General features: G+C 35.8%; 13 protein-coding genes and 1 riboswitch. Of the genes, 10 read left to right on the top strand and 3 right to left on the bottom strand.

What is annotated here, in order from left to right:
* Positions 1-79 precede the first annotated feature (79 nt).
* The 4 genes from MHB70_RS25435 to MHB70_RS25420 all read left to right on the top strand — a co-directional run bounded on the left by MHB70_RS25435 (position 80) and on the right by MHB70_RS25420 (position 4,393).
* Positions 80-796 carry a LytR/AlgR family response regulator transcription factor gene (locus MHB70_RS25435; RefSeq protein WP_000698261.1) on the top strand — a complete coding sequence of 239 codons (717 nt, stop codon included), beginning with the start codon at positions 80-82 and terminating at the stop codon, positions 794-796.
* 122 nt (positions 797-918) lie between these two features.
* Positions 919-2,994, top strand: coding sequence for a carbon starvation protein CstA (cstA, locus tag MHB70_RS25430; protein WP_000854304.1), 2,076 nt, complete (start codon positions 919-921; stop codon positions 2,992-2,994).
* Complete coding sequence (locus MHB70_RS25425; protein WP_000914411.1) at positions 2,987-3,190, top strand: YbdD/YjiX family protein; 204 nt, start codon at positions 2,987-2,989, stop codon at positions 3,188-3,190. Before cstA ends, MHB70_RS25425 begins: the two co-directional genes overlap by 8 nt.
* A gap of 147 nt (positions 3,191-3,337) precedes the next feature.
* Positions 3,338-4,393 (top strand): diguanylate cyclase, encoded by a 1,056-nt coding sequence (locus MHB70_RS25420; RefSeq protein WP_000942910.1) that lies wholly within the window; start codon positions 3,338-3,340, stop codon positions 4,391-4,393.
* Positions 4,394-4,480: 87 nt separating this feature from the next.
* Here MHB70_RS25420 and pdxK read toward each other — a convergent pair whose 3' ends face one another.
* On the bottom strand, positions 4,481-5,305 hold the full coding sequence (pdxK, locus tag MHB70_RS25415) for a pyridoxine/pyridoxal/pyridoxamine kinase (protein ID WP_000174255.1): 825 nt from the start codon (positions 5,303-5,305) through the stop codon (positions 4,481-4,483).
* Between the two features lie 134 nt (positions 5,306-5,439).
* Here pdxK and MHB70_RS25410 point away from each other — a divergent pair, with 134 nt between their 5' ends.
* The 3 genes from MHB70_RS25410 (at position 5,440) to MHB70_RS25400 (ending at position 8,497) form a co-directional block, all read left to right on the top strand.
* A complete protein-coding gene (locus tag MHB70_RS25410; RefSeq protein ID WP_000488134.1) occupies positions 5,440-7,011 on the top strand; it encodes a GAF domain-containing sensor histidine kinase in 1,572 nt (523 codons plus the stop codon).
* Positions 7,012-7,031: 20 nt separating this feature from the next.
* Entirely contained in the window at positions 7,032-7,679 is a 648-nt protein-coding gene (locus MHB70_RS25405) for a response regulator (protein ID WP_000695807.1), read from the top strand.
* Between the two features lie 191 nt (positions 7,680-7,870).
* Positions 7,871-8,497: an FMN-dependent NADH-azoreductase gene (locus tag MHB70_RS25400; RefSeq protein ID WP_000246728.1), complete on the top strand. Its 627-nt coding sequence runs from the start codon at positions 7,871-7,873 to the stop codon at positions 8,495-8,497.
* Positions 8,498-8,556: 59 nt separating this feature from the next.
* Here the strand turns inward: MHB70_RS25400 and MHB70_RS25395 are convergent, their stop codons facing one another.
* Positions 8,557-9,228, bottom strand: coding sequence for a transcriptional regulator YeiL (locus MHB70_RS25395; protein ID WP_000868705.1), 672 nt, complete (start codon positions 9,226-9,228; stop codon positions 8,557-8,559).
* 106 nt (positions 9,229-9,334) lie between these two features.
* Here MHB70_RS25395 and MHB70_RS25390 point away from each other — a divergent pair, with 106 nt between their 5' ends.
* Entirely contained in the window at positions 9,335-10,030 is a 696-nt protein-coding gene (locus MHB70_RS25390) for a YjjG family noncanonical pyrimidine nucleotidase (RefSeq protein WP_061529423.1), read from the top strand.
* A 43-nt stretch (positions 10,031-10,073) separates the two neighbouring features.
* Here the strand turns inward: MHB70_RS25390 and MHB70_RS25385 are convergent, their stop codons facing one another.
* On the bottom strand, positions 10,074-11,303 hold the full coding sequence (locus MHB70_RS25385) for a chloride channel protein (protein WP_061529424.1): 1,230 nt from the start codon (positions 11,301-11,303) through the stop codon (positions 10,074-10,076).
* Between the two features lie 312 nt (positions 11,304-11,615).
* A riboswitch (SAM riboswitch) is annotated at positions 11,616-11,720 on the top strand.
* A gap of 92 nt (positions 11,721-11,812) precedes the next feature.
* Between MHB70_RS25385 and MHB70_RS25380 the strand changes: the two genes are divergently transcribed.
* Positions 11,813-13,111: a bifunctional O-acetylhomoserine aminocarboxypropyltransferase/cysteine synthase gene (locus MHB70_RS25380; RefSeq protein WP_000504768.1), complete on the top strand. Its 1,299-nt coding sequence runs from the start codon at positions 11,813-11,815 to the stop codon at positions 13,109-13,111.
* Positions 13,095-14,000, top strand: a complete 906-nt coding sequence (gene metA, locus MHB70_RS25375; RefSeq protein WP_061529425.1) for a homoserine O-acetyltransferase MetA — start codon at positions 13,095-13,097, stop codon at positions 13,998-14,000. Before MHB70_RS25380 ends, metA begins: the two co-directional genes overlap by 17 nt.
* The last annotated feature ends 52 nt before the right edge of the window (positions 14,001-14,052 follow it).

The following is a 14,052-nucleotide window of genomic DNA, read 5'->3' as shown; positions in this document are numbered from 1 at the left end:
TAAGAAAAAGGGATTGTTTCTTATTAAAGAGAATGTATACAACAGGACATACGGACAAAGGAATTAGGTGGTTGGATAAATGAAAATTTTACTTATCATGGAAGAGGCAGAAGAGCGAAGGAAATTAGTTGAGAACTTTACTGAGAATATTCGAAATATAGAATGTTTTGAAGCGAATACAGGAACAGAATCTTTGTTAATAATGAAAAAACATACACCAGATTTTGTTTTTTTAAGTTCGCAATTAATAGATGGTACTGGTTTTGAATATGCGAGTTTATTACGAGAAGTAAATTGCTATACGAAATTTATTTTTATGGGTGAGGATATAGAAGAATCCATTACAGCATTTCGTTTTCAAGCATTTTATTATTTATTACGACCATTTCGTGAAGAAGATTTACAATTTCTTTTATATAGAATGGGTAAAGAGCAAGGAGAGAGAGCAAAGAGTTATTTGCGAAAACTACCGATAGAAGGTCAAGAGGGAATTAGATATGTTTTCCCAGAAGATATTGTATATGTGAGTAAAAATAAGGAGAATAAGACGGTTTCAATTTATACAACAAATAATCAGTATATTTCAACATATACACTTCAGGAATTGGAAAATAAACTAAATGTATATGATTTTTTACGTGTGCATAAAAGCTATTTAATTAATATGTCATATGTACAAGAACTGAAACCATATTATAACGGCACGTATAATTTATATTTAGACAGGTATGATGAGCAACCGATTCCAGTCAGCCGTAATTATGTAAAGCGCCTTCGAAATAAAATTGAATTATAGTAGGTAATGAGAGTATTTTAACATGATAAACTAAAAATCCTTCATGATAAGGAGGATTCAACTTAAATATTCAGAAAATTTAGTACAATCTCCACTAAGAAGTAGTATTGGGGGGATTGTATGTGAAGACGTTGAAGTCGATTTTACTTTGGGGGGTTATTACGGCAGTAGGAGCAGGTGCTTTTGGTGTAATAGCTTTATCACAAGGTGAAACTATTAATGCTGTGTGGCTCTTAGTAGCTGCAGTATGTGTGTATGCAGTTGCTTATCGATTTTATAGTAGATTTATAGCGAGAAAGGTTTTTGATTTAGATAATAATCGGCAAACGCCAGCCCATACATTGAATGATGGAAAAGATTATGTGCCGACAAATAAGTGGGTATTATTCGGGCATCACTTTGCAGCAATTGCTGGGGCAGGGCCTTTAGTAGGACCTATTTTGGCAGCACAGATGGGATATTTACCAGGGACAATTTGGATTATTGTCGGGGTAGTGGTCGCTGGAGCTGTACAAGATTTTGTAATTTTATTTGCTTCGATGAGACGTAATGGTAAATCGTTAGGTGAAATGATTAAAGATGAGATAGGCCCTGTGACTGGGCTCATTGCCATGATAGGTATTTTAGGCATTATGATTATTTTATTAGCAGTATTAGCATTAGTTGTAGTAAAGGCACTTATCGGAAGCCCTTGGGGAATGTTTACGATAGCGGCAACGATTCCTATCGCTATTTTAATGGGAGTATACATGCGCTACATTAGACCTGGCCGGGTTGGTGAAGGATCGGTAATTGGTATTATTCTACTTATTCTATCTCTTATTGGAGGTCAGTATGTAGCTGAAAACCCAACGCTTGCAAGTATGTTTACGTTTAGTGGTGAAACAATTGCTATTATGCTTATCGTATATGGATTTATTGCATCGGCATTACCAGTTTGGATGCTTTTGGCACCGCGTGATTATTTAAGTACATTTTTAAAAGTAGGGACAATTGTTGGATTGGCAATCGGTATTTTAATTGTAGCACCAGATTTACAAATGCCAGCAGTTTCAAAATTTATCGATGGAACAGGCCCTGTTTTCTCAGGTAACTTATTCCCGTTCTTATTTATTACGATTGCCTGTGGGGCGGTGTCTGGATTCCATGCGCTTGTTTCATCTGGTACGACGCCAAAAATGATTGAGCAAGAGGGGCATGCACAGCCAATCGGTTATGGAGCAATGTTGATGGAGTCGTTTGTAGCAGCGATGGCTATGATTGCGGCTTGTGTATTAACACCAGGAACTTATTTTGCAATTAACAGTCCGGCAGCACTTATCGGTACGGATGTATCTCAGGCGGCCCAAGTTATTTCTTCATGGGGATTTGCTATTACACCAAATGAATTAAAAGATCTTGCTGTAAACGTTGGAGAACAAACGATTTTATCACGTACAGGTGGCGCACCAACGTTAGCGATAGGTATGGCATATATTTTCTCACAAGTAATAGGTGGGACCGCAATGATGGCATTTTGGTATCATTTTGCCATTCTTTTTGAAGCACTATTTATTTTAACAACGATTGATGCAGGAACGCGTGTCGGTCGCTTTATGATTCAAGATATTTTAGGACATGTATATAAGCCGTTTGCGAAAACAGATTCTACATTAGCGAATGTAATAGCTACAACGTTATGTGTATTAGGTTGGGGATATTTCTTATACCAAGGAGTAATAGATCCACTTGGTGGAATTAATACATTATGGCCATTGTTCGGTATTGCAAACCAAATGTTAGCGGGTATTGCATTATTACTTGGGACGACAATTTTATTCAAAATGGGGAAAAAGGTGTATGTTTGGGTGACACTTATCCCGACTGTCGGATTGTTAATTGTAACAATGACAGCTGGTTATCAAAAGCTATTTCATGAAAATCCAAAAATAGGATTTCTATCTCATGCAAAGGTGTTTCAGGGAGCATTAGATGAGGGGAAAGTGTTAGCTCCAGCTAAAAATGTCGCTCAAATGAAACAAATTATTTTCAATGATTATATCGATGCTGCACTTTGTGGGATTTTTATGATAGTTGTAATCGCCGTATTAATTTCTGCAATTCGAATTTGGATTCAAGTATTAAGAAATAAGCCGATGCCGTTAAAAGAGGCACCATATATTCCTAGGGATGAAAGTGAGTCGAGGAATTATGCTTAAAAAACTACGGCAAGTATGGGGTAAAAGGAAACAGTTTATTAGTTTACTTGTAGGGGTACCAAGTTATGAAGCATATGTGGAGCATATGAAAAAGCATCATCCAGAAGAAGAGATTGTATGTCAGAAGCAATTTTTCGCTGAGGCGCAAGAAGCTAGATTTAATGCGAAAGGCGGCAAGATATCACGTTGTTGTTAATAAAAAAGGGACGAATCTTCGTCCTTTTTTATTTTTTGCTGTTTCACGTGGAACAGCAAAAATAAATAAAAAGCTTTGGGAATTATAGGGAGTTCGTATACAATAAAGTAAGGAAAGGGATAGACGAAAAAGTAGGGAGATTATTTTATGTTAAGGGATTTATTTGTAAACACAACAATCATTCTTTCCTTTATCTTTATTGGAGGTCAGCTTTTAAGAGATAGTCCATTAAAAGAAGGATTCTCTTTCTGGCAGAAATGTGTAGTAGGTATTTTTACTGGAATATTAGGTATATTACTAATGCATTTTGGTGTACATATTGAAGATATTATGTTGGATCTACGCTATCTAGCTGTTATTTTAGCAATTATAGTTGGAGGCCCGATAGCTAGTAGTATAACAGTTATTATGATTTTAATTACAAGGATAGTTTTTACTGAGTACTCTTTAGCCTCTGAATTGGCTTGCTATACAATTGTATTAAGTGGAATTGGTGTTATCTTTATTGCAAGAATGCAAATTTCCATTATGTTAAAGTTGATATGGTTACACGTATACTGCCTTTCTATTTTAGTAGTACCGATGTATATATTATTTAACGATATATCTGTAGTTGTACTGTATTTAATTTCAAGTATTACTACAGGCTACATAACATTCGTAAGTGCAAACTATGTTTTACAATCCAATGAGCTATTTCAAACGATGAAGCAATACGCAACGATAGACGCATTGACAGGTTTAGGAAACGTAAGGCAGTTTGATCTAGAGATGAATCATCATATTGGTAATAAACATATGGAAAATGATTCACTTTGTTTACTACTTATAGATATTGATCACTTTAAGTATGTAAATGATACGTATGGGCATCCTGCAGGAGACGAAGTGTTAAAACAAATAGGGTGTATTTTAAGAGGAATTTCAACATTTCCGGATTTGGTTTTTCGAAAGGGTGGAGAGGAATTTGCACTTTTGATACCGCAGAGGGGACTATCTTATGGTATTCATCTTGGGGAACAAATCCGTATAGCTGTTGAAAAACATTCATTTCAATTGTTAGATGGAACGAAAATAAAAATCACAGTGTCGGTAGGGATTTCAGAGTATAAAGGATCACAGGAACAGCTTATTCAAGCGGCTGATGACGCGTTATATTACTCAAAAAGAAATGGTAGAAATCAGGTCAATTCTGCATCTTAAAGGTAAGATGACCAGAAGATGTAAAGTTTATTAAAAAAACACCCACAGAGGGAACGTATTAGCTCTGCGGGTGTTTTTATTTATACGCTAGACAAGCTCTTTCGGTGCAACGAATTTACGATATGCACCATGATGAGTTGGTCCTACGTATTCGTTAATCTTGAATGAGTAACGAATAGCAGCTGTGATAAATTCTTTAGCAGTTTTTACTGCTTCTTTCACAGATTTTCCTTTTGCAAGTTCTGCTGTAATTGCAGCAGAATATGTACAACCAGCGCCGTGTGTGTTGGTAGTATCAATTTTTTCTGATTCTAGAAGATCGAATGTTTCTCCGTCATATAGGACGTCGATTGCAGTTTCTGTACCTAGTTTACTACCGCCTTTAATTAGGACGTATTTAGCACCTAAAGCGTGGATTTTCTTCGCTGCTTCTTTCATGTCCTCAAGAGAATTAATTTTCACGCCGCTTAATTGGTAAGCCTCAAATAAGTTTGGTGTTACAACTAATGCTTTTGGAACTAAAACGTCACGTAAGCAATCATTCGTTTCAGGATGTAATGCTTCATCTGCGCCTTTACATACCATAACAGGATCAACTACTACGTTTTTGAAATTATGCTTTTCAATTGTTTCTGCAACCATTTCAATAATTTCTACTGATCCAAGCATACCCGTTTTTAAAGCATCTACGCCAACACCTTCAATTGTTGTTTCTAATTGTGGTTTTAATGTAGAAGCTGGGATTGGGAATACGTTATGTGCCCAACCGTTATGTGGATCCATCGTTACGATCGTCGTAAGAGATGTCATTCCATATACGCCAAGTTCTTGGAATGTTTTTAAATCTGCTTGTATACCAGCACCGCCACTTGTATCAGAACCAGCGATAGTAAGTGCTTTATTTAATGTCATTATGAAATCCCCCTCAAGTGATATAATGAAAACTATGTTTTCACCATTATATCAATGTTACGAATAAGTACAAAGTGAAAAGTAGATGATTTACTTTAGAGGCGATTTAAAATCTTGTATGTAGGAGATTGAGCATGTTTCGAGATAATCGTACAAATGAATTAGTTATATTAAAAGAAATTGCAGAAACACTAAATACATCAAATGATACATATCATGTATTGCAAGCGGTGCTAGAAAAATTGCTAAGTGTAACAGGTTTGACGACAGGATGGATCTTTCTTGCGGATGAAAATGGGAAGTATACGAAGTTGATCGATTACCAGTTACCAGAGGCACTGACATATGAAAACAAACGCCCGATGTGTGAAGGTGAATGTTGGTGTTTACGTGGATTTGTAGATGGGAAATTAGAACGAGCTGTTAACATTATTGAATGTAAAAGAATTAATAATGCAATTGAATACAATTGGGGAGATACAGAAGGAATTCTTCATCATGCTACAGTTCCTTTAAAAGCAGGAGGAGAAAAGTTTGGCTTATTAAATGTAGCGAGTCCAGGTAAAACACATTTTTCAGAAGAAGAATTAGTATTGCTCCAATCCGTTGCTTTCCAAATTGGGACGGCTTTAAAACGAACGAAATTATATGAAAATGAAAAACGAAGAGCACATTATTATGTGAAATTGGAACGTTTTATTCAAGATTTAAAAACAATTCATAGGTTTAATGTATTACCTGAAAAAGTTGTAAATCACGTAGGTGAAGTATTTCAATGGAATCAAGTGGCGTTTTTTATTAGAGAAGAAAAAGAATTATCTTTGCGAGCGTCTTTTAGTCAGGAAGAGTTACAAGAAGATGTAAAAGAAGCGGCAAAGAAGGCGCTAGTAAAAGGTGAATCGGTTCTTTTAAAACGTCAAATTGGTCATAATGTACATCTAAATGGAGCTGTTATTGCTACGCCAATACATATTCAAAGCCATGTATTTGGTGTTTTATGTGTAAGTTTAAATAATGGAGAATTTGATGTGAATACAATAGATGTAATCCAAGCGCTATCGAATCATATTTCGTTAATAATAGAGAATTTAAGATTAAACGAGCAGCGTCGTGAACTTGTACGAATGGAAGAAAGAAATCGATTAGCAAGAGATTTACATGATTCTGTTTCACAGAAATTATTTTCATTAACCTTTATGACAAAAGGTGCTGAGGCAGTTTTAAAAGGTCAAAACGAAAAAGTGGATCGATCTTTGCATGACATGCGTGAACTAGCGCAAGGGGCATTAAAAGAAATGAGGACATTAATTTGGCAGCTTCGTCCGGCAGGATTAGAAAAAGGATTATTACCTGCTCTAAAGCAGTACGGTGAAAACTTAGGATTGAAAATTAGGGAGCAAGTTACCGGTGTTCGTGACTTACCTCGTGTGGTAGAAGAGGCATTATGGCGCATTGGACAAGAAGCGTTAAACAATGTAAGTAAGCATGCAGGTGTAAAAGAAGCGACGGTTTATTTTACAGTGACTGAGAAAAATGTATCATTAGAAATAGTTGATCAAGGAAATGGCTTTGTAGAAAAAGATATAAAAGAGAAAAAATCACTCGGTATGACTACGATGCGTGAAAGAGTAGAATTAGTTAGTGGAACAATTAAAGTTGTAAGTAGCAAGAAACGAACGAGCGTAAAAGTAAATGTACCATTATGATGTGAAAATGAGGGAAGTTTGTGAAAATAAAAGTATTGTTAGTTGATGATCATACAGTCGTTTTAAAAGGGTTAGCATTTTTCTTGAGTACACAGGAAGATTTAGAGTTAGTTGGAGAAGCAAATAATGGGAAAGAAGCATTAGTGAAAGTAGGAGAAACAAATCCTGATGTTGTACTAATGGATTTATATATGCCTGAAATGGATGGCGTTGAGGCGACAGCTTGTATAAAAAATGAATATCCAGATGTGAAAGTAATCGTATTAACTAGCTTTTCTGATCAGGCACATGTTTTACCGGCATTAAAAGCAGGAGCAAGTGGTTATATTTTAAAAGATGTAGAACCGGATCAACTTGTTGAAGCTATTAGAAGCGCATATAAAGGTAATATTCAATTACATCCCGATATTGCGAGCGCCCTTATCTCTCAAACATTGCCTCAAGAAGAGAGAGCAGAGGAACATTTCGTTCATGTAGATGTATTGACAGCAAGAGAAAACGAAGTGTTACAACTATTAGCAAAAGGGATGAGCAATAAAGAAATTGCCTCTGTTTTAGTTATTACAGAAAAAACGGTTAAAGCACATGTAAGTAGTATTTTGAGTAAATTAAACTTATCTGATCGCACGCAGGCAGCATTATATGCAGTGAAAAATGGGATTGTATAAGACGAAAGTCGTAAGACCTAGTTCGCCTTTAGGAGGTGGACTTTTTTTATGGAAAAATACGTCTATGTGAGGACGAAATTGTCTTGATATAAAGATAAAATATGTTTGTAAGCAACAAAACAACAATTACAAGGGATACCTTTTTTAAAAACATATAACAACGTAAGAGTGAGTATTAGGAGGAAGAAATAATGGCAACAGTTTTATTCGTAAAAGCAAACAATCGTCCAGCGGAACAAGCAGTTAGTGTGAAATTATATGAGGCATTTTTAGCAAACTATAAAGAAGCACATCCAAATGATACAGTAGTAGAACTTGATTTATATAAAGAAGAATTACCATATGTAGGCGTAGACATGATTAATGGTACATTCAAAGCAGGTAAAGGATTTGATTTAACGGAAGAGGAAGCAAAGGCAGTAGCAGTTGCTGATAAGTACTTAAATCAATTTTTAGAAGCTGATAAAGTTGTTTTCGGTTTCCCATTATGGAACTTAACGATTCCAGCAGTATTGCACACGTATATTGATTATTTAAACCGTGCTGGTAAAACGTTTAAATATACACCAGAAGGTCCAGTTGGACTTATTGGAGATAAAAAAATCGCATTATTAAACGCACGCGGTGGCGTATATTCTGAAGGTCCAGCGACTGAAGTAGAAATGGCTGTTAAATATGTAGCAAGTATGATGGGCTTCTTCGGTGCAACAAACATGGAAACAGTGGTTATTGAAGGACATAACCAATTCCCAGATAAAGCAGAAGAAATCATTACTGCGGGTCTTGAAGAAGCAGCTAAAGTAGCAAGCAAATTTTAATTGAAATTATAATCGCCACTCAAAGAAACAGCATTAACATAAACGTTAATGCTGTTTCTTTATATTTTTAACTCATCAGCAAGTTTTTCTAATTGACTTCGATCTTGTATATAATATGTTCGGCCTTCTTTTTTTAAATAATTTTGCTGGCAAAACTGGTTTAATACGTATAAAAGGTGACGATAACTGACGTTTAAGTATTCTGAGGCTTCGGTATGTTTTTCGGTATAGCAATTATTTTGTTCTGTTAATAGAATAAACGCCGCTAATCGATTTTCGAACGGATAACTATTGTTTTTTGCATAACTTTCTGTTCGGGCAATTGTTTTTTCGCCAATGAATTTGCATAGTTTCTGTAAAAAGGTAGCATCTTGCAATAAAAGATGCTGACAATCTTTAAGAGGAAGTGCTAAGCAAATACAATCATCGATTACCTCAACTGCTTTAGTAAAGGATTCTACACCAATTAATCCTAATTCTCCAATGAACGAAGGTGCTTGAATAAAGTTAATTAATGAAACCTTTCCGTTTTTGTGACTCATATATATTTTTGCTTTCCCAGAAATTAAATAATAAAGATAAGGGAAATCAACCCCTTCAGTACATATCTTTTCTTTCTTTTGAAAGGAATGTAGCTCAGCATACGGTAAGACATCAAAAGAAAAAAGAGTGTGGAGATTGTAAGTTTGCATGTAATGAGAAATTTCTTCGTTGTTTTTGCTGACTTTCATATTTTCACCTCATATTTAGTATGAGATATCGCCTATTATTTTTACAAGAAAGAATGATACGATTTACTTAAATTTGTTTTTGTAGAAAAGAGAGTGTGAGGGGTTTATGAAAAAATATAAAACATTGTTGTTTGATGTAGATGATACACTGTTAGATTTCCAGAAGACGGAGAAAGTGGCATTACGTATGCTTTTTGAGGAGAAAGGGATTCCTCTAACTAGTGAGGCTGAAGCGCGTTATAAAAAAGTTAATAAAGGTCTTTGGGATGTTTTTGAAAAAGGCGAAATCAACCGCGATGAAGTTGTAAATACACGGTTTTCCATTTTATTCAAAGAGTACGGGGAAGAAGTAGATGGGATATTATTCGAAAATAATTACCGTAGCTACTTAGAAGAAGGAAATCAACTCATACAAGGTGCATTTGAATTTATAAATCAAATTCAAAATGAGTATGATTTATATATAGTGACAAACGGCGTTTCTAAGACGCAAGATAAACGTTTACGCAATGCAGGGTTACATTCATTGTTTAAAGGTATTTTTGTTTCTGAAGATACAGGTTTTCAAAAGCCGATGAAAGAGTATTTTGATTATGTTTTTGAACGGATTCCTAACTTTGCTTCTGAGGAAGGGCTTATTATTGGGGATTCATTAAGCGCCGATATTAAAGGTGGATATGTAGCGGGAATTGATACTTGTTGGTTTAATCCAGAAAAGAAATTAAATGATAGCGAGATTGTGCCAACATATGAAGTGCATAGTTTTGAAGATTTATACGCTCTATTGAAGCGGCATGTGTAACAAAAATAGGCAGTGGAATTTTTGTCCCTACTGCCTACTTTTATTAATTTGTAGTTTCGTTCCGTTTAGGAAGCGGAAATGCATTACCAATCGCTGCTGCCCCGAGCATTGGTAATAGTAAATTAAGCGGGAAAAACATAAGTAATAGCAAAGTTATAGTTATTGGCTTTCGTAACGCATAGCTCGAAATCGCTGTCGTTACGATGGCCACAGATGCTACTGGATCTATAGGAAGAATAGAAGCTATAGCGTATCCAATACTTGACCCTGAAAATATAATTGGGAAAATATGTCCACCACGCCACCCCGTATTTAAACAAACGGCAGTAATGCATAGCTTTAAAACTCCTGAAAGAAGTAGTATCCAAAAGGATAAATACCCCCATTCAACAACTAATTCTTTTAATTGATGTTCCCCTGAAAATAATGTGTACGGAAGAAAAGTGCCTACAATTCCTAATAAAATACCACCGATAATTCCAAGTGTAATTTTGTACTTTGTAAAAGGATGAATTAACTTCTCTAATATGAATTCTAATTTGAAGTAAAAGAAACCAATTATAGCACCAATACTAGCAAGCGGGAGAAATGCGATCCATTCATTGAAAGAAAGTGAACCTTCTCCAAAATCAACAATAAAGGATCCTCGATTATCGAGTTTACTCAGTAGTAAATAAACAGAAAAACCTGCAAAAGTAGTAGTTAAGTATACTATTGCTTTTTTTCCTTTAGAAAATTCGTTAATTTGCTCACTCTCATTTTCATTTGGGGCCAAGTAACCGAATAATGGTGCATTAAAAATGACACTTAAAGTAGCACCAATTCCAACCTCTGTTAGTTCATTCATTCCCTTTAAAGCAAATTTAAAGCGATCACCAACCCATGTGCAAAGTCCGCCAATAATTCCAACAAGTGCGGCTTCTGGACCGAGACTAGCCCCAAATATTAAGACAATAATCGCAGTTAAAGTAGCTTGATGGACAAAACGGTATTCAATCCTACCTGTTTTTTTATATTCATCCATAACCTCTGGCATAAGACGTGGATATGTACCAAAGTATTTTTGTGATAAACCAACAAGAATCCCGCCGATTGTGGTTACGCAAAGGGTGTAATAAGGGGGGGAAGAGAAAACGCTAGGTAAATAACCCCAAATAAAATGGATCCCGATATTTATCGTAACTAAAAATAGCCAGACTGTAGCGCCTACTATGGATCCTAGAAGAATGCCATATAAGACGATTATATAATGCATGTCTTTTGTATTTGTCATGTTATACCTCCGTTATGCAAGTTTTAGTAGGAAAAGGTTGCAGATGTTAGTGTGAAATGGATTGAATATGTATAGTATCTTTTTGAGAGGATTGCTTATTCAACATGTAGGGCGATTTTTTGAATTTATAGTTTAAGTTACTTATTTAATTTTATAGATTGATTTGAGTTTTTTAAAGGTCTTTTTTGAAATAGAATGGAATATATTTCTTTTGTTGCTTTCTATAAAAACTGTTAACGTTTATTTTAGAACATTCGGAAAAATCGATTGACATTAGGAAATTATTGCTATAAAATCAACGGTAATTGCATAGTCTTATCAAGAAAAGGTGGAGGGACAGGCCCGATGAAACCTTGGCAACAGCCGTATAACGGAATTGTGCCAAATCCTGCAGGTAATAATCCTGAGAGATAAGAAAGAGCCTTTAGAGCGTGTTTTCAAACTGCTCCTTTCTTATTTTCAGGAAAGGGGCAGTTTTTTATTTTGTATAAAAGAAAGGAGAATGAGAGATGGGAGAATCATGGGGAAAAGGAACGATTTGTGTGCAAGGTGGCTATACACCAAAGAATGGTGAACCACGTGTTTTGCCGCTTTATCAAAGTACAACGTATAAATACGATACGTCGGATGATTTAGCAGCACTATTTAATTTAGAGGCAGAAGGATATATATATACGCGTATTGGCAATCCTACTCTAGCTGCATTCGAGCAGAAGTTATCAGATTTAGAAGGCGGTGTAGGAGCGGTTGCAACAGCTTCTGGGCAGGCAGCCATTATGCTAGCAGTTTTAAATATTTGTAGTAGTGGAGATCATCTTCTTTGTTCTTCAACAGTTTACGGGGGGACGTTTAATTTATTTGGAGTAAGTTTACGTAAGCTTGGCATTGATGTTACGTTCTTTAATCCAAATTTAGCAGCAGATGAAATTGTGGCACTTGCTAATGATAAGACGAAACTCATCTATGCAGAATCGTTAGGAAATCCAGCAATGAACGTTTTAAATTTCAAAGAATTTTCAGATGCAGCCAAGGAGCTGGAAGTACCTTTTATCGTTGATAACACATTAGCGACTCCTTATTTATGCCAAGCGTTCGAACATGGAGCAAATATTATTGTTCATTCTACGACGAAATATATTGATGGGCATGCAAGCTCTTTAGGTGGCATTGTAATTGACGGAGGAAATTTTGATTGGACAAAAGGGAAATATCCTGAGCTTGTTGAACCAGATCCAAGTTATCACGGCGTAAGCTATGTTCAAAACTTCGGGGCAGCAGCTTATATTGTGAAAGCACGTGTTCAGCTGTTAAGAGACTATGGAAATTGTATGAGCCCATTCAATGCGTATATTAGCAATATAGGCTTAGAAACACTGCATTTACGAATGGAGCGTCATAGCGAAAATGCTCTCGCAGTTGCCAAGTGGCTTGCTAACCATGAACGTATTGAATGGGTGAATTATCCGGGGTTAGATAGTAATGAAAATTACTCGTTAGCACAAAAGTATTTGAAAAAAGGTGCTAGTGGAGTTTTAATTTTCGGTATTAAAGGTGGATTAGAAGCAGCAAAAGAATTTATCGCAAATGTAAAACTAGCGACTCTCGTAACGCATGTAGCTGATGCAAGAACTTGTGTTATACATCCTGCTAGTACGACGCATAGACAATTAAGTGCTGAAGATCAGCGTTTAGCTGGTGTTACATCTGATTTAATTCGTTTATCGGTTGGTATAGAAGATGTTTCTGATATTATTGCAGATTTAGAAGCGGCATTAGTCGGAGGCAAACAACATGCCGATCATAATTGATAAAGACTTACCAGCTCGTAAAGTATTGCAAAAAGAAAATATTTTTGTAATGACGAAGGAACGAGCAGAAACACAAGATATTCGGGCATTGAAAATTGCTATATTAAATTTAATGCCAACGAAGCAAGACACAGAGGCACAATTACTTCGATTAATTGGAAATACACCGTTGCAATTAGATGTTCATTTGCTTCATATGGAATCACATCTGTCTCGTAATGTAGCGCAGGACCATTTAACAAGCTTTTATAAAACGTTTCGTGATATTGAAAATGAAAAATTTGATGGGCTCATTATTACAGGAGCACCAGTTGAAACTCTTTCTTTTGAAGAAGTAGATTATTGGGAAGAGCTTAAACGTATTATGGAGTATTCAAAAACGAATGTAACATCCACGCTTCATATTTGCTGGGGGGCACAGGCTGGTTTGTATCATCATTACGGCGTTCCGAAGTATCCCCTTAAGGAAAAAATGTTCGGCGTATTTGAACATGAAGTCTGTGAGCAACATGTGAAACTGTTACAGGGGTTTGATGAGTTGTTTTTTGCCCCGCATTCCCGTCATACAGAAGTACGAGAGAGTGATATTAGAGGGGGGAAAGAATTAACGTTGTTAGCAAACTCTGAAGAAGCTGGTGTTCACCTTGTTATTGGGCAAGAAGGAAGGCAAGTTTTCGCCCTCGGACATAGTGAATATAGTTGTGAGACGTTAAAACAAGAATATGAACGAGATCGTGACAAAGGGTTAAATATTGACGTGCCAAAAAATTATTTTAAACATAATAATCCAGATGAAAAGCCGCTTGTTAGGTGGAGGAGTCATGGGAATTTATTATTCTCTAATTGGTTGAATTATTACGTGTATCAAGAAACCCCTTATGTATTGTAAAAAAAGATTGTGTAACACGTGGCAACGTTTTCTTTGTAAGGATTACTCTTTA

Origin of the sequence: Bacillus sp. FSL M7-1020 (assembly GCF_038050415.1) — a bacterium.
GTDB lineage: Bacteria > Bacillota > Bacilli > Bacillales > Bacillaceae_G > Bacillus_A > Bacillus_A toyonensis.
The sequence above is the reverse complement of the archived record's forward strand: the minus strand, read 5'-3'. Positions and strand labels throughout refer to the sequence as shown.

Excerpts from the sequence above, each read along its gene's own strand:
- pdxK (WP_000174255.1), bottom strand. The coding sequence starts at position 5,305 with ATGACATTAAATAAAGCACTTACTATCGCTGGTTCTGATACAAGTGGC.
- MHB70_RS25425 (WP_000914411.1), top strand. The coding sequence starts at position 2,987 with ATGCTTAAAAAACTACGGCAAGTATGGGGTAAAAGGAAACAGTTTATT.
- MHB70_RS25410 (WP_000488134.1), top strand. The coding sequence starts at position 5,440 with ATGTTTCGAGATAATCGTACAAATGAATTAGTTATATTAAAAGAAATT.
- MHB70_RS25395 (WP_000868705.1), bottom strand. The coding sequence starts at position 9,228 with ATGAAAGTCAGCAAAAACAACGAAGAAATTTCTCATTACATGCAAACT.
- MHB70_RS25380 (WP_000504768.1), top strand. The coding sequence starts at position 11,813 with ATGGGAGAATCATGGGGAAAAGGAACGATTTGTGTGCAAGGTGGCTAT.
- MHB70_RS25435 (WP_000698261.1), top strand. The coding sequence starts at position 80 with ATGAAAATTTTACTTATCATGGAAGAGGCAGAAGAGCGAAGGAAATTA.
- MHB70_RS25390 (WP_061529423.1), top strand. The coding sequence starts at position 9,335 with ATGAAAAAATATAAAACATTGTTGTTTGATGTAGATGATACACTGTTA.
- MHB70_RS25385 (WP_061529424.1), bottom strand. The coding sequence starts at position 11,303 with ATGACAAATACAAAAGACATGCATTATATAATCGTCTTATATGGCATT.
- MHB70_RS25420 (WP_000942910.1), top strand. The coding sequence starts at position 3,338 with ATGTTAAGGGATTTATTTGTAAACACAACAATCATTCTTTCCTTTATC.
- metA (WP_061529425.1), top strand. The coding sequence starts at position 13,095 with ATGCCGATCATAATTGATAAAGACTTACCAGCTCGTAAAGTATTGCAA.
- MHB70_RS25400 (WP_000246728.1), top strand. The coding sequence starts at position 7,871 with ATGGCAACAGTTTTATTCGTAAAAGCAAACAATCGTCCAGCGGAACAA.